Source organism: Massilia sp. LXY-5 (genome assembly GCF_059801075.1).
Map to the genome: position 1 here is coordinate 743922 of NZ_JBNNEH010000001.1, position 15684 is coordinate 759605.

Below are 15684 nucleotides of genomic sequence, written 5' to 3' on the forward strand. Positions count from 1 at the left end.
CCTCGTTTCGCTGTTACCGGGATGCCTCGATACCCTTGACCCACGACTTGGCCGGCAACTTGGTGGCGGCGACAATCTGCGCCGCGCGTGCAGCCAGCGCCGCGTTGTCGAGTGCCGGCCGGGTCTTGAAGCACAGTGCGACGACGTTCCCGTCATGCACTTCCGGCAGGCAGATCACGTGGTCGAACGCGAACTTCATCGCCTTGATGTTCTTGTTGTAGCTCGGGTGGTCGCCGAACAGGTTGACCGTCATGATGCCCCGGTCCGTCAGGCAGTCGTTGCAGGCGGCGTAGAACTCGGGCGTGTCGAGCACGGGGCCGCGCGCGGTGGCGTCGTACAAGTCGCACTGCAGCACGTCGAAACGGCCGTGATGCTCCGGATCCTCGACGAAATCGAGCGCGTCCATTTCCAGGATCTGCAGGCGCTCGTCCTGCGGCGGCAGCTTGAACATCGTGTTGCAGATCGCGATGACCGACGGATTGAGTTCGACGGCCGTGACCTGCGCTTCAGGGAACTGGCGGTAGCAGTATTTGGTGAGCGTGGCCGAGCCCAGGCCGAGCTGGACGATGTGACGGGGAGAATCGAGGAACAGCATCCAGGCCATCATCTGCTGGGCGTACTCGAGTTCCGGCCAGTCGGGCTTGCGGATGCGCATGGCGCCTTGCACCCATTCGGTGCCGAAGTGGAGATAGCGAACGCCGTCCTGTTCGGACAGCGTCACGGGTGCGAATTTGGGTTTGCGCGCGGGGCGGCGCGAGGATTCGGCTTGTTCGATGGACTTGCGTTTGATGAGCATAGGGCGACCTGGTTGAATCGTCCTATTATCGGGGGAGGGGTTCCCGCTGCGCAAGCGCAACGGGAAGAGGGCGAAACGGAGAAGGAGGGGGCGTCCTCCGTTCCGATAACAAACAGATCAGTACTGGGCCGGCTCGACCGACACATTCAGGCGGATACGGTTGCCCGGATCGCGCTGCATGAAGCTGGTGTAGTTCTGGCCACGGTATTCGTAGGTCACGTCGTAGCCGGTGGTGCGCTGTTCGAAGGCGTCGACGGTACGGCACTGGCGCACGGCCTGTTCCTGGACGCCGTTGTAATCCTGGCGGCCGTTGTTTTCGACGCGGTCGCCCACCATGGCGCCGGCGATCGCACCGGCGGCTGCCGCCGCGACCTTACCGTTGCCGCCGCCGACCTGGCTGCCGAGCAGGGCGCCGGCGATGCCGCCGACCACCGAGCCGCCGCTGCCGCGCTGCTGCTGGACCGGCACCTGCTGGTACTCGGTACGGCATTCCTGGCGTGGCTGGCGGATCTGTTCGACGCGCGGCTGTACGCGCACCACGCGGCCGAAGTCTTCGAATTGCGCAGCCTGGGCGAGCGGTAGCGCGCACAGTCCCAGGGCGGAAATCATCAGTTTGGTTTGCATATTCATATAGAACCTCGTCGTAGGTGCTTCAATTAGAGTCGAGCACCTAACAAAACCTCCATGTCTGCGTTGCAGCGTCTTGCCCTGAAGGTTTTGTCAGGCGCTCTAAATCACTTCCACCCATGTATGTTAAACGCGCCAGGTCCATCTAAACGATCTGTGTGGCAACAAAATGTAACAGGGATGCATCTACCAGCCCAAGGGCGACAGAATGGCAAAACACGTAAAAGAGCCCTGATTCGGCCCGAAAAGCGGCAGTTTCTTTCGAATTTGCGCCGCTTGAGCACATTCGGGTTGCTTCGGGTACTACAAAACGTTACCCTTACACACTCAGGGTTATTGGCGCGTGGAAACGATTTAGGAGAGCGGCGTTACCAACCGGGCGCGCATTGGTGAATGGCCCGGCGATTCGAACCACACACCAAGGTCGACTTGAGGGAAAAATGAGTATGTTGATGAGAGTGCCGTCCAATCTTGTGCAGTCCATTCGCGCCTACCGTGTGCCGGAACTGCAGGAGGAAGCGGCGCGACTGGGCCACCATTTCTTGTACGCGCATTGCGCGAACACGCTGACCAAGCAACAGGTGTGCGCCCGCATCGGCGAGAACTTCTATTTCCCCAAGCCCTGCAGCAAGAACTTCGATGCCCTGCGCAACTGCCTGACGAATACGGTAGCCGAGGCCGGTCCCCAGCCGGGCTTCCTGGTCGTACTCGAGCAATTGCCGAGTACCCAGAAATTCGACAAGGAGGCACGCGAGACCCTGCTCGACGTGTTCCGCGACGCCGCCGAATTCTGGGCCGAAAAGAAAGTCCCGTTCCGCGTTTTCTATTCCTTCGAAGTCGACCTGACGGCGCCGCGGTAGTCGCTGCCGGCATGCCCAGGCTCTCGTCGGCATGGGGGCTTGCGGTACAATGCGCGCTATGAAAAACATCGTCATCCTCATCTCCGGCCGCGGCAGCAACATGGAAGCAGTCGTCCGCGCCGCGCAGTCGGAAGGGTGGCCGGCCAGGATCGCGGCAGTGATCAGCAACCGGCCCGATGCTGCGGGACTGGGCTTTGCGCAAGCCCGGGGCATCCCGACCGCCGTGGTTCCAAGCAAGGAATTTGCGAGCCGCGCCGAGTTCGACGCCGCCCTGCAGCAGGAAATCGACCGTTTTGCGCCCGACCTCGTGGTGCTGGCCGGATTCATGCGGATTTTGACCAGCCCCTTCGTCGAACATTACGCCGGGCGCATGCTGAACATCCACCCGTCACTGCTGCCGGCATTCCCGGGACTGGCGACGCACCGCCAGGCGCTCGAGGCCGGAGTGGCGGAACATGGCGCGACGGTGCATTTCGTCACCGCCGAGCTGGACCACGGTCCGGTCATCGCCCAGGCGCGCGTTCCCGTGCTGCCGGGCGATACCGAAGACCTGCTCGCCGCGCGCGTGCTGGTCGAGGAACACAAGCTCTACCCGTATGCCGTGCGCCTGTTCGTCGAGGACAGGCTGCGTATCGAACATGGCGAAGTGCGCGTCCTGGACGCGCGTCTCGCCGACCCATCAGTCATTCAGTAGTTAATCAAGGATTTTCATGAGATTGCCACCAGCAATTCTCGGCAGTACCGAAGAGGTATTGCGCGAGATCTTGCGTTTTACGGCCCCGGCCGACGTCACCCTGTCGCGTTATTTCAAGGACCACCAGCGTCTCGGTTCGCGCGAGCGCGGCGTCGTCGCCGAAGCGGTGTATGCCGTCCTGCGCAACAAAACCTTCTTCACCGATTTCGGCGGCACCGGCGGCACGCCCTCGATGCGCCGCCTGGCCTTGATGGGCCTGGCGGAAACGGCCGGGATCGAGTCGCTCAGCGGCCTGCACGAGGATGAGACCGAGTTCCTCACCCGCATCAAGGAAATCGACCGCTCCCTGTTGCCGCCGCTGGCCCAGGCCAACATGCCGCAGTGGCTGTACGACAAGCTCGTCGCCCAGTATGGCGAGTCCGAGGCGAAGGAACTGGCGGCCGTGCTGAACACGCCGGCGCCGCTGGACCTGCGCGTCAATTCGATCAAGGCCAATCGGGACGAGGTCATCGCGAAATTGGCCGAAGCGCCGATCGTTGCCGAGCCGACGCCGTACTCGCCGCTCGGCCTGCGCATCAAGAAAAAGCCGACGCTGCAGAACCTGCCGCTGTTCAAGGAAGGCGCGATCGAGGTGCAGGACGAGGGCAGCCAGGTGCTGGCCCAGATCCTGGCCGCGCGCCGTGGCGAGATGGTGGTCGACTTTTGCGCCGGCGCCGGCGGCAAGACGCTGGCCCTGGGCGCGACGATGCGCAACACCGGCCGCCTGTATGCCTTCGATGTCTCGGAAAAGCGTCTGTCGAAGCTGAAGCCACGCCTGGCGCGCAGCGGCCTGTCGAACGTGCACCCGGTCCTGATCGCGCACGAGCGCGATGCCAAGATCAAGCGCCTGGCCGGCAAGATCGACCGCGTGCTGGTGGACGCCCCATGCTCGGGCCTCGGCACCCTGCGCCGCAACCCGGACGTCAAGTGGCGCCAGCCGCAAAGCGCCGTGGCGGAAATGCAGGAAAAGCAGGCCTCGATCCTGGACGGCGCCGCGCGCCTGCTCAAGGGCGGCGGCCGCCTGGTGTACGCCACCTGCTCGCTGCTGAACGAAGAGAACGATTTTATCGTTGAGCAATTCCTTGCCTCGCATCCGGACTTCGAATTGGTGCCGATGAGCAAGGTGCTGGCCGAGCAGAAGATCGATCTCGAGATGGACCAGTACCTGAAACTCCTGCCGCACAAGCATGGCACCGACGGCTTCTTTGCCGCCGTGCTGGAGCGTAAGCCGATGGCGCCGAAAAAGCCGAAAGCCGAGACCGCCGTTGCCGAAGATGCGGCCGCTGAAGAGTAAACAAGGAGCCGCGCCCAGATGCCGTTAACCGACCTGCTACAGGACCTGCTGGAAGACATCAGCAACCCGCGCATCCTGTGGCAGGCGCTGGCCCTCGTGGGCGCAATCCTGCTCGGCCTGCTGCTCGCCCACTTCATCCGGCGCAGCTGGCTGCATGAATACGATACGCAGAACGCCTTCCGCCGCCTCGGCGTCGAAGGCTTCGGCCGGGTGGTGGCGCCGCTCCTGATCGCGGCCCTGATCTGGGGCGCGAAAATCGCCCTGCAGCGGCATCAAAGCGTGCACCTGCTGCGCGTGGCGCTGCCGCTGTTTACCTCGATGGCGCTGATCCGCATCGTGTTTTACCTGCTGCGCCGGGTGTTTGCGCGGCATGGTCCCCTAGGCAATGCACTCAAGACCTTTGAAAAAATCCTGGCGCTGCTGGTGTGGGTGGGCGTTGCGCTCTACCTGACCGGCATGTGGCCGGACATCATCCAATTCCTTGACAGCAAAGTCCTGCCGATCGGTGTCGGCAAACACAGGGCTACCCTGCTCGATATCCTGCAGGGCCTCGTCTCGATCGTCGTGCTGATGATGCTGGCCCTGTGGGCCGGCGCCGCGCTCGAAGAGCGGCTGATGGGCCTGGAAGGCTTGCACACCTCATCGCGCGTCGTGCTGGCGCGCATGGGCCGGGCGCTGCTGATCCTGGTCTCGGTACTGGTCAGCCTGAACCTGGTCGGCCTCGATCTGACCGTGCTGTCGGTCTTCGGTGGTGCCCTCGGCGTCGGTCTCGGTCTCGGCATGCAGAGGATTGCCAGTAACTATGTGTCGGGCTTCATCATCTTGCTCGAACGCAGCCTGTCGATCGGCGACCCGATCACGGTCGACAAGTATGCCGGCCGTGTGGCGCGCATCAATACGCGCACGACGGTCCTGCAAGCGCTCGACGGCACGCAAACCCTGCTGCCGAACGAAATGCTGATCACCGGCGTCGTGCTCAACCAGGCCGGCACCAACAAGGCCGTGCGCCTGACGACCCGCGTCATCGTCGCCTACGACAGCGACCTGAACGAGGTCATGGACCTGCTGGTGCGCCAGGCCGACCATGTCGAACGCGTGATCGAGGACCCGGCGCCGGCGGTGCAGCTGAATGCCTTCGGGCCTACGGGTTACGAACTGGAACTGGGCTTTTCGATTGTCGATCCGGAGAAGGGCACCGGCAGTGTGATCTCTGCAGTCAACAAAAATATTTACTCCCTGGTGCATTCCGGCGCCATCCGTTTGGGTTTACCGCCACAAATCCCCTCGCTTTAATACACATCTGGCAAGGATGTGGCGCACATTTCGCGCTCATACACGTTTTAATGCGTTCGTCGTGCCGTGCGTCACTGGAAGTGCGTAGAATGCGTGCTTGACGAGCCCGCGTCCGGCGAACCGGTCCGTGCGGCCAGTCCTTCGCGACCTTCTCCCAGAAAAGACGGCGTGCTTTAGACAAGCAATCACTTTGGAGCCTTAATGAGCTTTAGCAACATCCTGCATTCCGTTCTGGAATTCCTGAATACCGGCCTCGTCGGCCTGAGCGGCTGGGAAGTCGTTCTGTACACGCTCATCGTGACGCACATCACGATCGCCAGCGTGACGATTTACCTGCACCGCCACCAGGCACACCGCGCGCTGGAACTGCACGCGATCCCGAGCCACTTCTTCCGCTTCTGGCTGTGGCTGACCACGGGCCAGGTGACGAAGGAATGGGCGGCCATCCACCGCAAGCACCACGCGAAATGCGATACCGAGGAAGATCCGCACAGCCCGGTGACCCGCGGCATCAAGAAAGTGCTGCTGGAAGGCGCGGAACTGTACCGTGCCGAGAGCAAGAACCTGGAAACGATGGCGAAATATGGCCACGGCACCCCGGACGACTGGATCGAGCGCAACTTGTACACCAAGTACAGCTGGTTCGGTGTCGCCGCGCTGCTGGTGATTAACTTTGTCCTGTTCGGCGTCATCGGCATCACCATCTGGGCCATCCAGATGCTGTGGATTCCAATCACGGCAGCCGGCATCATCAATGGCCTGGGTCACTGGTGGGGTTACCGCAACTACGATTGCAGCGATGCGGCCACCAACGTTTTCCCATGGGGCATCCTGATCGGCGGCGAAGAACTGCACAACAACCACCACACCCATGCCACCTCGGCCAAGCTGTCGAGCAAATGGTATGAAATCGACCTCGGCTGGGGCTATATCCGTGCCCTGGAAATGCTGGGCCTGGCCAAAGTGAAGAAAGTCGCTCCCGAGCCGAAGTTCACGAAGAGCAAAACGGTGGCCGACCTCGACACGCTGCAGTCGGTGATCACCAACCGTTACGACGTGATGGCGAAGTATGCCAAGTCCGTGAAGCACGCTTTCCACGAAGAGCTGGCACACCTGAAGGACAAGGCCGAGCTGGAAAAGCGTTTCCTGAAGTCTTCTCGCAAACTGCTGCAGCGCGAGCCGGCCAAGCTGGAACTGTCGCAAAAAGAACAGCTGATCGAGCTCTTCAAGCACAGCAAGGCGCTGGAGACGATGCACCAGATGCGCGTGGAACTGGGCGCGATCTGGGAACGTTCGCACTCGACCCGCGACCAGCTGCTGCACCAGCTGCAGGACTGGTGCGCACGCGCCGAGGCCTCGGGCATCAAGTCGCTGCAGGAATTCTCGCTGCGCCTGCGCAGCTACGCATAAGCGTCGAAATTCCAAGTAGAAAAGGCTCCCTCGGGAGCCTTTTTTTGTTTTCAATTCTCTTTGTACGCTAGATTCTCTTCAATTGCGCGATGCGCTGGCGCGTCAGCGCGGCCTGGACCGAGATCAGGTCGACCGGCAGGCGCGCGGCGGCAAGAAAGGGCTTCCAGGCATCGCGGTAGGCCAGCCAGACGCGTTCGGTGCTGCGGACATCCTCGCGCGCCACCGTGGAGTCGCCGAGACGCTCCGGATGACCCTTGTCTTCGGAAGGTTTGCCCAGCAGCTCCCGGTAGATGGCATTCAGCTGGAGGTCGAGTTGCGCGAGTTGGGCCGCGCTTGCGCGCGGGAGCGCGCCGCTGGCTGCTTTCAGCAGCGTCTCCATGAATTCCTCATCGCGGCGCCCCATGTCCTGCAGCGCGAATCCCGCGGCGCCTGTGCCGTTCATGTCTGCTTCGTCGGCCGTCTTGCGCGTAAAAGCCTTGGCCGCTGCGCGCAGGCGCGCGAACGGCGCGCGTGCCTGCGCCGGCAAGCCGGTGGCGAAACGCTCGAGCCGTGCGTGACGGATCCGGTCGGCGCGCCCTGCGCCGATGCCGGCGCACACCGCTCCCATACGCCCGCTCGTAATGTGGTCGCACAGGTCGAAGGGGTGGCTGTCGTCTGCTGCCGCTCCGGACGCCAGGTAGGAGATGCGTGCTTCCATTTCCGCTTTCGCCGCGTCGAGCCGGCAGGCGTGGTGGATGGCGCGGCCGGCGTCGCGTGCCACGCCGTAGCCGTTCGCGTACAGCATCATCAATACGGCGTCGTCGCCGCTGGCTTCGGCACATGCGCGGACCTGCTGCCATTCGCCGTTCGAGGTGCTTGCCTGGTCGCGTTTCAGGTAGTACAGGTCGGTGGCCTTGCAGCGCTGGTTGCCGGCAAGCGGCGCCGGGGGCAGGGCCAGCCGAGCGACGCGCATGCATTGCTGGTACCAGTCTTCGCTCTTCGAGAATTCCACCCCGAAGCCCTCGGTATTCGGGTAGGGCGCGACAACCGGTTCCACCGCGTTCACGCCGCAGGCCGGTAGCAGCAGGGCGGCCAGGGCAAGGGGGCGGAGAGCGTGGAGGCAACGCATGGCAAAGGTATTGTCGGGTTTGGACCCGATCAGTATATGCTTTGCTATTTGCTAAAAATGCACCAATTGTCACGCGTGGTGCATAAACGGGCACATAAGCAAAAAAGCCGCACACTTGCGTGGGCGGCTTTTCTTGTACAGCTCCAGGACCAATTACTTGATCTTGGTTTCCTTGTACGGAACGTGCTTGCGTGCTTTCGGGTCGAACTTGATGATTTCCATCTTCGCCGGCATCGTGCGCTTGTTCTTGGTGGTGGTGTAGAAGTGACCGGTACCTGCGGTCGATTCCAGCTTGATTTTGTCGCGGCCAGTTTTTGCCATGATAGCTCCCTAATTAGACTTTTTCGCCACGAGCGCGCATGTCGGCCAGAACGGCGTCGATGCCCAGCTTGTCGATGACGCGCAGGCCGGCGTTCGACAAACGCAGCGAGACCCAACGGTTTTCGGATTCGACGTAGATGCGACGGTTCTGCAGGTTAGGCAGGAAACGGCGTTTCGTTTTGTTGTTTGCGTGGGAGACGTTGTTGCCAACCATCGGTCCCTTGCCAGTAACTTGGCAGACACGTGCCATAGCGCACTCCTTAAAGATAAACTTCCGAATTCGGAAAAACGAGAGTATAGCGTGAAAACCGTCGCGGAATCAATCACTTGCGAAAAACAATTGTGTCTTACTTATGTGCTTCAATTTAACAATTGTAAGATCGTCGCCAGGGCCTTGTTTTGGCGCAGGTAATTGAACGATGAACTCAAAGCTGGCCGTGCTCGGCGAAGGAATGCACCTGTGTCCCCGCCACCACAAAATGGTCGAGCACGCGCACGTCGATCAGGGCCAGCGCCCCAGTCAAGGCACGCGTGAGCGCCAGGTCGGCTTCGCTCGGTTCCGGCATGCCGGAAGGATGGTTGTGCGCCAGCATCACGCCTGACGCATTCCGGCGTAATGCCGCCATCACGACTTCCCTCGGATAGACGCTGGTGTGGGTGAGGGTCCCCTTGAACATTTCCTGGGCGTCGATCAGGCGGTTCTTGACGTCGACGAACAGGACGACGAAGGATTCGTAGGGCTGCAAGCCGAACTTGCCGCGCAAATAGGCTTTCACCACGTCGGGCGAACACAGCGCTTGTCTGAAAAACTGTTCCGAGATCGCGCGGCGCGACAATTCCATCACCGCCTGCAGTTGCGCGTACTTGGCCAGCCCGAGGCCGTGTACCTGCGAGAATTCCTGGGGCGTCGCGTGCAGCAGGCGCTGCAGCGAGCCGAAGTGTTCCAGCATGTGGCTGCCGAGTTCAACCGCGCTGCGCCCGCGTACGCCGACGCGCAGAAAAATTGCCAGCAATTCGGCGTTCGACAAGGCGGCCGATCCTTCGCGCGCCAGCCGTTCGCGCGGCCGGTCCTGTTCCGGCCAATCGTTGATGCCCATAGCGCTCCTCAGTAGTCAAGGGGAGGGCCGATTATGGGCATCGGAAAAGATGCGGTTCTGATCTGCCGCTGAGGTGCGGCAGGCTGGCGGCTAGACGGCCTTGTCCTTCGTGGCGCGCTCGAAACTGACCGGCTGGACCGCTCCGCCCTTGCGCCGGATGACGACCGTGCCGGCCAGCTTGTCGTGCCATCCCTGTTTCTTCGGATCGAAGGCGACCCAGATCAGGCCCAGGCCAAAGGGGATGGTCGAGACGTAGTAGCCGAGATAGCGACCGATCGCCTGGCCTGTACTGGGTTTGTTGCCGGTGCGGGCGTCGACGACCTGGGCGGAGATAGCCATCTTGCCCGGCGTCGCGCCGCGTGCAACCCAGAAGACAACGACCGCAAGGGCCGGCAGCACGAAGGAAATGAGGATGTCGGCCGGTCCCCGAAACGGCAGCGCGCTCGTGTCGTCGCCGCCATATATGATGCGCACCAGCGGTATCGTGAGAAACGACACCAGGATCGTATCGATCAGTGCGGCTCCGACCCGGGCCCAGAAGCCGGCGTATTCATATTGGGTGTCATCGACCACTATCATGCTCCAGGAAACGCGGCCGGAAGTGGCCGCGGCGCCAACGGTAGCATCAATGCAGGGCGGGGCGCAATGAATGCGCGGCTCAGGCGGGTTACCGCTGAACGGCGCTGCTCACCTCGGCCGCCGTGCGGCGCGCATCCTCGACGCCGAGCACGATGCGGTTCCACTTTTCGTTGGCCAGTTCGATGACGACTGGATGGGTGTTGGGGCCGATGAAGACGAACTGCCGGTCGCCATCCTTGTAGAAGGTGCCGGCGTGCAGGACGCCGGGCAAACCCGTCCCGGGCGCGCGCAGGCCGAGCTCACGGCCGCGAAAGCCCTCGTCGGCGGTAGCGCCGCGCACGTTCGCGAGCGGAATGCGGATGCTCCGGTGGACCGAAGCCACCGCCTCCCATGCGCTCAGGCGCACCACCAGTTCGTCCTTCGTCAGTTCGAGTACGGGCATGACCTTCCTTTCAGTTCAGGTGTTCCAGTAGCCGCGCCCCGAGCAGGTGCGCGGTCTCGGGCCCCGATTCTGCGATCGCCTGCCGGCACAGCCCGGCAATCGGCGCGTCATCCGGGACCAGCTCTTTCAATGCGACGATCAGGAGGTCGACCGCGGCGGGCCTGGCGGTCCAGCCCGGGGCGAGCGCGCCCGCCAGCACCTTCTCGAACAGGTTGCGTTTCGAGCCGAAGGCTTTATACAGGCTGCCGCGCTGCAGGCCGGTTGCCGCCAGCAAGTCGTCGATCGATGCCGCGTTGTAGCCAAGGCGGGCAAACAGGTCGGCGGCCTGGGCCAGGACGGCGTCTTCCGTGAAATTCCGCGGTCGTGCCATGTGATCGATCCAGTTGGTTGCATTGACAGCCTATTCTGCCAATTCTGGAACGGTCGGTCAACAATTATTCTGGAACGATCGGTAAATAATGGCGGCGTGAACGGAACGGCGGAGCATCCACGGCTATCGATGCCATGGATGCTCCGCTGTCGCAAAGGAGGATGCGGGGATTATCGGGGAAAGACAGGAGCTGGTCCGTCTGGAACAGGGCGCCTCAGGCCGTCGTTTTGGGCGCCGCTCCTTCGAAGCGTACCGGGTCCGACGCGCCTGCCTTGCGCCGCACGACCACGGTGCCGGCAAGCTTGTCGTGCCAGCCTTGCTTGCGTCCATCAAACACGACCCAGAGAAAGCCAAGGAAGAGCGGCAACGTGGACAGCAAGTAACCGAAGTAGCGAAGCAGGAATTGTTTCGTACTCGGTTTTGCGCCCGTTCGCGCGTCGACGATGGTGGCGGCAATGGCCATTTTTCCCGGCGTGCGCGACTTGTGCATCCAGAACAGCAGGATCAGGACAGGTGCGACACCGTAGGAAATCAGCGGTTGCATGGGGCCCCAGTAGGCATTCGGGTCCTCCAGGTAGCTTATGCCATACACCATCAGCAGTAAAGGATAGATGATGAGGTAGATAAGAAGACCGTCAAGGAAATAAGCGCCAGCGCGTTGCCAAAAGCCTGCATACACCAGTTCGGATTCCATCGATACCATGATTTGCTCCTGGGTAGTTAAGGGATTGCTTGTGGGAAACACGATCGACCTTAGCACTATTGACGCAGCGTGCCCCCGCGTGAACGCAGGCGCATGCAATTGTTTGCTCATCATCATCATGTCGATGTGCGGACGCGACAGTCCGGGCAAAAACGATTTTTCCAGTCGCAACGAGTGCCGAAAACAGCAGCGCCCGGAGGCGGGAAAAGGCCTAAGGCCTTACAATAGCGGTTTGCCCGCCACAACAAATAACATGTCCAACGCTTCCCCTGCTGTCGTCACCGAATCGGCCTACCTGACCCTGCACTACCGCCTTGCCGGCGCGGACGGTACCGACATCGTCACGACCTTCGGCACCAACCCGGCCACGCTGATGCTGGGCCAGGGCCAGCTCGCTCCCTTCCTCGAAGAACGCCTGCTCGGCATGGCCGAGGGTGAGCATAAAACCTTCACCCTGACTGCCGCCGAAGGTTTCGGCGACCGCAATCCCGAGCTGATCCAGTGGGTCTCGAAAGCGACGCTCGACGAGAATTCGGTGCCCGACGCCGACTACAAGGCGGGCGACCTGGTCGACTTCGCCGCACCGGGCGGCGGCCGCTTTGCCGGCATGCTGCGCGAGATGCGCGACGATGCCGCCCTGTTCGACTTCAACCATCCGTTGGCCGGCCAGGATCTGCATTTCGAAGTGAAACTGATTTCGGTCCTGTAACAGGAATACTATGGAAAACGTGGAAAACGAGATTCTGCTTGCCCAGCCGCGCGGCTTTTGCGCCGGTGTCGACCGTGCCATCGAGATCGTCGAACGCGCCCTGCAGCAGTTCGGCGCGCCGATCTACGTACGCCATGAGATTGTCCACAACAAATTCGTGGTGGAAGACCTGCGCAACAAGGGCGCGATCTTCATCGAAGATCTCGACGATGTTCCGGCCGGCAACACCCTGGTGTTCTCGGCCCACGGCGTCTCGAAAGCCGTGCGCCAGGAAGCCGAATCGCGCGGCCTCAAGATCTTCGACGCCACCTGTCCACTCGTGACCAAAGTGCACGTCGAGGTCTCGAAGATGCGCAAGCAGGGCGCCGAAATCGTCATGATCGGCCACGACGGCCATCCGGAAGTCGAAGGCACGATGGGCCAGGCGGAAGAGGGCATGCACCTCGTCGAAACCGTCGAGGACGTAGCGAAGCTGCAGGTCGCCAATCCCGACCTGCTGGCCTATGTCTCGCAGACCACGCTGTCGGTCGACGACACCGCCGAGATCATCGCGGCCCTGAAAGCGCGCTTCCCGAACATCATGGAGCCGAAGAAGGGCGATATCTGCTATGCCACCACCAACCGCCAGGAAGCCGTGAAGTTCATGGCGCCGCAGGTGGAAGTGGTGATCGTGGTCGGCAGCCCGAACAGCTCGAACTCGAACCGCCTGCGCGAGCTGGCCGACAAGCTGGGCACGCCTGCCTACATGATCGACCAGGCCGACATGATCGACCCCCAGTGGATCGCCGGCAAAAAGCGTATCGGCCTCACCGCCGGCGCCTCGGCCCCGGAAGTGCTGGTGCAGGCCGTCATCGACCGCCTGAAGGAACTGGGCGCGGCCAGCGTGCGTGCGCTCGAGGGCGTGGAGGAGCACGTCACTTTCCCGCTGCCGAAGGGGTTGGACGGCGCCCGCAGCGAGGTGGCATAAGTCTTGCTGATAATTCGATAACACAGGAGCTGCTACAACTTTCCGTTGTTAGTTTTTCAAAAAGCTCGCTATGATGGCGACGCTCGGAATGTTTATAGCGGCAACTGTTTTTCCCTTGCCGATGGAAACGGCGGCAGGCCAATGAGCGGCACTTCGGGATTCTCGGGGTGCCGTTTTTGTTATCGAAATATAGAGGTGCGGAAAAGATGGAGACTTTTGTCCAGCAGATACTCAACGGGCTGGTGCTAGGCAGCATGTATGCACTGGTCGCGCTTGGGTACACGATGGTCTACGGGGTGCTGAACCTCATCAATTTTGCCCATGGCGACGTCCTGATGATCGGGGCGATGGTCGGCCTGTCGATCCTGCAACTGCTTGAACACCATTTCCCGGGCCTGCCGGGCTTCATCCAGCTCACCATCGCCATCCTCGGCGCGATTCCCGTCGCCATGCTGGTGAATGTCCTCATCGAACGCATCGCCTACCGCCGCCTGCGCAACGCGCCGCGCCTGGCGCCGCTGATCACCGCGATCGGCGTCTCGATCCTGCTGCAGACCTTCGTCATGGCCATGCCGTGGTGGGGCCGCAGCCCGCTGCCTTTCCCGCAACTGTTGTCCTCGGATCCGATCATGCTGGGCGGTGCCATGATTTCGCAGACCCAGGTATTGCTGCTGGTGCTCGCCGCGCTGGCCATGGTGGGGCTCGTGCTGCTGGTCGAGCGCACCAAGATGGGGAGAGCCATGCGCGCGGTGGCCGAGAACCCGCGCGTGGCCGGCCTGATGGGCGTCGATTCGAACAGCGTGATCGTCGCCACCTTTGCCATCGGCGCCGCGCTGGCGGCCGTCGCCGGCGTGATGTGGGGCGCGAACTACGCCTCGATCACCTTTACGATGGGCGTGCTGCCAGGCTTGAAAGCTTTCTGCGCCGCGGTGCTGGGCGGGATCGGGAATATCTACGGCGCCATGATCGGCGGCCTCCTGCTCGGCATCATCGAGGCGCTCGGCGCCGGCTATATCGGCGACCTGACCGGGGGCTTCCTCGGCAGCCATTACCAGGACATCTTCGCCTTCGTGGTGCTGATCCTGGTCCTGACCCTGCGTCCGTCCGGCATCATGGGCGAGCGCGTGGCCGACCGCGCCTGAGGAGTTCGTCATGGCCTTCCTTACTTTCGACGTCCACCACAACAAGCGCCAGGCCTATGTCACCATGGGCCTGCTGCTGGCCCTGATGCTGGCTTTCCCATTCTTTGCCGCCCAGTACGGCAATTCCTGGGTGCGCATCATCGACATCGCGCTCCTGTACATCATGCTGGCGCTCGGCCTGAACATCGTGGTCGGCTTCGCCGGCCTGCTCGACCTCGGCTACATCGCCTTCTTCGCCGTCGGCGCTTATCTCACCGGCCTGTTCTCGTCGCCGCAGTTTGCAGCCTTGCTCGAGTCCGTCGTGAATTACCATCCGGCGATCGGGGAATCCCTGATTGCCTTATTTGGCCCGGACATCCAGCAAAACGGCATCCACCTGTCGGTGTGGGCAATCGTGCCGCTGGCCGGCCTGGTGGCGGGATTCTTCGGCGCGCTGCTGGGTGCGCCGACGCTGAAACTGCGCGGCGATTATCTTGCCATCGTCACCCTCGGCTTCGGCGAGATCATCCGCATCTTCATGAACAACCTGAACGACCCGATCAATTTCACGAACGGGCCGCAGGGCATCAACATGATCGATCCGATCCGCATCTTCGGCGTGTCGCTCGCCGGCGAAGCGGGCTCACAGTCGACGGTGTATATCGGCGGCTACGGCATGCCTTCGGTGAACGCCTATTACTTCCTGTTCCTGGCGCTGTGCATCGCAACCATCTTCATTACCAGCCGCCTGCAGCATTCGCGCCTGGGCCGCGCCTGGGTCGCGATCCGCGAAGACGAAATCGCGGCCAAGGCGATGGGCATCAATACCCGCAACGTCAAGCTGCTCGCCTTTTCGATGGGCGCTTCCTTCGGCGGCGTGGCCGGCGCGATGTTCGGCGCCTTCCAGGGCTTTGTTTCTCCTGAATCGTTCTCGCTGACCGAATCGATCGCCGTGCTGGCGATGGTGGTGCTCGGCGGAATCGGTCATATCCCGGGCGTGGTGCTGGGAGGCGTGCTGCTGGCGGCCCTGCCGGAAGTGCTGCGCCACGTGGTCGAACCGGCGCAGATGGCGATGTTCGGCAAGGTGATCATCGAAGCCGAGGTGCTGCGCCAGCTGCTGTACGGCCTGGCGCTGGTCGCCATCATGCTGGTGCGCCCGGCAGGCCTGTGGCCGTCGCCGAACCGGGAACAGCGCCCGAATGCGGCGCTGGCGCGCGACGACGAAAAGGAGGCGGCGGCCGTCTGAGGCGCCCT

19 protein-coding genes are annotated in these 15684 nt (G+C 62.2%); 9 read left to right on the forward strand and 10 right to left on the reverse strand.

Annotated elements, in window-relative coordinates; translation table 11 throughout:
• Positions 1-13: 13 nt before the first annotated feature.
• Together ACI48I_RS03235 and ACI48I_RS03240 are read right to left on the reverse strand one after the other, a co-directional pair.
• Positions 14-796, reverse strand: a complete 783-nt coding sequence (locus ACI48I_RS03235) for a spermine/spermidine synthase domain-containing protein (protein WP_498573322.1) — start codon at positions 794-796, stop codon at positions 14-16.
• Positions 797-913: 117 nt separating this feature from the next.
• Positions 914-1426 (reverse strand): glycine zipper 2TM domain-containing protein, encoded by a 513-nt coding sequence (locus ACI48I_RS03240; protein ID WP_193688612.1) that lies wholly within the window; start codon positions 1424-1426, stop codon positions 914-916.
• A gap of 437 nt (positions 1427-1863) precedes the next feature.
• Between ACI48I_RS03240 and ACI48I_RS03245 the strand changes: the two genes are divergently transcribed.
• The 5 genes from ACI48I_RS03245 (at position 1864) to ACI48I_RS03265 (ending at position 7013) form a co-directional block, all read left to right on the forward strand.
• Positions 1864-2283: a barstar family protein gene (locus ACI48I_RS03245; protein WP_193688613.1), complete on the forward strand. Its 420-nt coding sequence runs from the start codon at positions 1864-1866 to the stop codon at positions 2281-2283.
• A gap of 58 nt (positions 2284-2341) precedes the next feature.
• Complete coding sequence (purN, locus tag ACI48I_RS03250) at positions 2342-2977, forward strand: phosphoribosylglycinamide formyltransferase (RefSeq protein ID WP_498573323.1); 636 nt, start codon at positions 2342-2344, stop codon at positions 2975-2977.
• Between the two features lie 16 nt (positions 2978-2993).
• Positions 2994-4310 (forward strand): RsmB/NOP family class I SAM-dependent RNA methyltransferase, encoded by a 1317-nt coding sequence (locus ACI48I_RS03255; RefSeq protein WP_498573324.1) that lies wholly within the window; start codon positions 2994-2996, stop codon positions 4308-4310.
• Between the two features lie 18 nt (positions 4311-4328).
• Positions 4329-5603: a mechanosensitive ion channel family protein gene (locus ACI48I_RS03260; protein WP_498573325.1), complete on the forward strand. Its 1275-nt coding sequence runs from the start codon at positions 4329-4331 to the stop codon at positions 5601-5603.
• 201 nt (positions 5604-5804) lie between these two features.
• Positions 5805-7013, forward strand: coding sequence for a DesA family fatty acid desaturase (locus ACI48I_RS03265; RefSeq protein ID WP_193688617.1), 1209 nt, complete (start codon positions 5805-5807; stop codon positions 7011-7013).
• 67 nt (positions 7014-7080) lie between these two features.
• Here the strand turns inward: ACI48I_RS03265 and ACI48I_RS03270 are convergent, their stop codons facing one another.
• The 8 genes from ACI48I_RS03270 to ACI48I_RS03305 form a co-directional block, all read right to left on the reverse strand.
• Complete coding sequence (locus ACI48I_RS03270; RefSeq protein WP_498573326.1) at positions 7081-8121, reverse strand: lysozyme inhibitor LprI family protein; 1041 nt, start codon at positions 8119-8121, stop codon at positions 7081-7083.
• A gap of 153 nt (positions 8122-8274) precedes the next feature.
• The gene (gene rpmG, locus ACI48I_RS03275) at positions 8275-8445 is read right to left on the reverse strand and encodes a 50S ribosomal protein L33 (RefSeq protein WP_182991897.1); all 171 of its coding nucleotides are present in this window, start codon (positions 8443-8445) and stop codon (positions 8275-8277) included.
• Positions 8446-8455: 10 nt separating this feature from the next.
• Positions 8456-8692, reverse strand: coding sequence for a 50S ribosomal protein L28 (gene rpmB, locus ACI48I_RS03280; protein WP_193688619.1), 237 nt, complete (start codon positions 8690-8692; stop codon positions 8456-8458).
• Between the two features lie 175 nt (positions 8693-8867).
• On the reverse strand, positions 8868-9539 hold the full coding sequence (gene radC / locus ACI48I_RS03285) for a RadC family protein (protein ID WP_498573327.1): 672 nt from the start codon (positions 9537-9539) through the stop codon (positions 8868-8870).
• 90 nt (positions 9540-9629) lie between these two features.
• Complete coding sequence (locus ACI48I_RS03290) at positions 9630-10112, reverse strand: RDD family protein (protein ID WP_227496699.1); 483 nt, start codon at positions 10110-10112, stop codon at positions 9630-9632.
• 94 nt (positions 10113-10206) lie between these two features.
• Positions 10207-10560 carry a hypothetical protein gene (locus ACI48I_RS03295; RefSeq protein ID WP_193688622.1) on the reverse strand — a complete coding sequence of 118 codons (354 nt, stop codon included), beginning with the start codon at positions 10558-10560 and terminating at the stop codon, positions 10207-10209.
• 10 nt (positions 10561-10570) lie between these two features.
• Complete coding sequence (locus tag ACI48I_RS03300) at positions 10571-10930, reverse strand: TetR/AcrR family transcriptional regulator (protein WP_193688623.1); 360 nt, start codon at positions 10928-10930, stop codon at positions 10571-10573.
• Positions 10931-11144: 214 nt separating this feature from the next.
• Positions 11145-11633, reverse strand: a complete 489-nt coding sequence (locus tag ACI48I_RS03305) for an RDD family protein (protein WP_498573328.1) — start codon at positions 11631-11633, stop codon at positions 11145-11147.
• A gap of 253 nt (positions 11634-11886) precedes the next feature.
• On the opposite strand from ACI48I_RS03305, the gene ACI48I_RS03310 reads away from it, so the two are divergent.
• The 4 genes from ACI48I_RS03310 to ACI48I_RS03325 all read left to right on the forward strand — a co-directional run bounded on the left by ACI48I_RS03310 (position 11887) and on the right by ACI48I_RS03325 (position 15676).
• Positions 11887-12342, forward strand: coding sequence for an FKBP-type peptidyl-prolyl cis-trans isomerase (locus ACI48I_RS03310; protein ID WP_498573329.1), 456 nt, complete (start codon positions 11887-11889; stop codon positions 12340-12342).
• 10 nt (positions 12343-12352) lie between these two features.
• A complete protein-coding gene (ispH, locus tag ACI48I_RS03315; protein WP_193688625.1) occupies positions 12353-13309 on the forward strand; it encodes a 4-hydroxy-3-methylbut-2-enyl diphosphate reductase in 957 nt (318 codons plus the stop codon).
• A gap of 206 nt (positions 13310-13515) precedes the next feature.
• Positions 13516-14451, forward strand: coding sequence for a branched-chain amino acid ABC transporter permease (locus ACI48I_RS03320; RefSeq protein ID WP_193688626.1), 936 nt, complete (start codon positions 13516-13518; stop codon positions 14449-14451).
• Positions 14452-14461: 10 nt separating this feature from the next.
• Complete coding sequence (locus ACI48I_RS03325; protein WP_193688627.1) at positions 14462-15676, forward strand: ABC transporter permease subunit; 1215 nt, start codon at positions 14462-14464, stop codon at positions 15674-15676.
• The last annotated feature ends 8 nt before the right edge of the window (positions 15677-15684 follow it).

Excerpts from the sequence above, each read along its gene's own strand:
- ACI48I_RS03235 (WP_498573322.1), bottom strand. The coding sequence starts at position 796 with ATGCTCATCAAACGCAAGTCCATCGAACAAGCCGAATCCTCGCGCCGC.
- ACI48I_RS03325 (WP_193688627.1), top strand. The coding sequence starts at position 14,462 with ATGGCCTTCCTTACTTTCGACGTCCACCACAACAAGCGCCAGGCCTAT.
- ACI48I_RS03295 (WP_193688622.1), bottom strand. The coding sequence starts at position 10,560 with ATGCCCGTACTCGAACTGACGAAGGACGAACTGGTGGTGCGCCTGAGC.
- rpmB (WP_193688619.1), bottom strand. The coding sequence starts at position 8,692 with ATGGCACGTGTCTGCCAAGTTACTGGCAAGGGACCGATGGTTGGCAAC.
- purN (WP_498573323.1), top strand. The coding sequence starts at position 2,342 with ATGAAAAACATCGTCATCCTCATCTCCGGCCGCGGCAGCAACATGGAA.
- ACI48I_RS03305 (WP_498573328.1), bottom strand. The coding sequence starts at position 11,633 with ATGGTATCGATGGAATCCGAACTGGTGTATGCAGGCTTTTGGCAACGC.
- ACI48I_RS03260 (WP_498573325.1), top strand. The coding sequence starts at position 4,329 with ATGCCGTTAACCGACCTGCTACAGGACCTGCTGGAAGACATCAGCAAC.
- ACI48I_RS03300 (WP_193688623.1), bottom strand. The coding sequence starts at position 10,930 with ATGGCACGACCGCGGAATTTCACGGAAGACGCCGTCCTGGCCCAGGCC.
- ACI48I_RS03245 (WP_193688613.1), top strand. The coding sequence starts at position 1,864 with ATGAGTATGTTGATGAGAGTGCCGTCCAATCTTGTGCAGTCCATTCGC.
- ACI48I_RS03310 (WP_498573329.1), top strand. The coding sequence starts at position 11,887 with ATGTCCAACGCTTCCCCTGCTGTCGTCACCGAATCGGCCTACCTGACC.
- radC (WP_498573327.1), bottom strand. The coding sequence starts at position 9,539 with ATGGGCATCAACGATTGGCCGGAACAGGACCGGCCGCGCGAACGGCTG.
- ACI48I_RS03240 (WP_193688612.1), bottom strand. The coding sequence starts at position 1,426 with ATGAATATGCAAACCAAACTGATGATTTCCGCCCTGGGACTGTGCGCG.
- ACI48I_RS03320 (WP_193688626.1), top strand. The coding sequence starts at position 13,516 with ATGGAGACTTTTGTCCAGCAGATACTCAACGGGCTGGTGCTAGGCAGC.
- ACI48I_RS03265 (WP_193688617.1), top strand. The coding sequence starts at position 5,805 with ATGAGCTTTAGCAACATCCTGCATTCCGTTCTGGAATTCCTGAATACC.
- ACI48I_RS03255 (WP_498573324.1), top strand. The coding sequence starts at position 2,994 with ATGAGATTGCCACCAGCAATTCTCGGCAGTACCGAAGAGGTATTGCGC.
- ispH (WP_193688625.1), top strand. The coding sequence starts at position 12,353 with ATGGAAAACGTGGAAAACGAGATTCTGCTTGCCCAGCCGCGCGGCTTT.
- ACI48I_RS03270 (WP_498573326.1), bottom strand. The coding sequence starts at position 8,121 with ATGCGTTGCCTCCACGCTCTCCGCCCCCTTGCCCTGGCCGCCCTGCTG.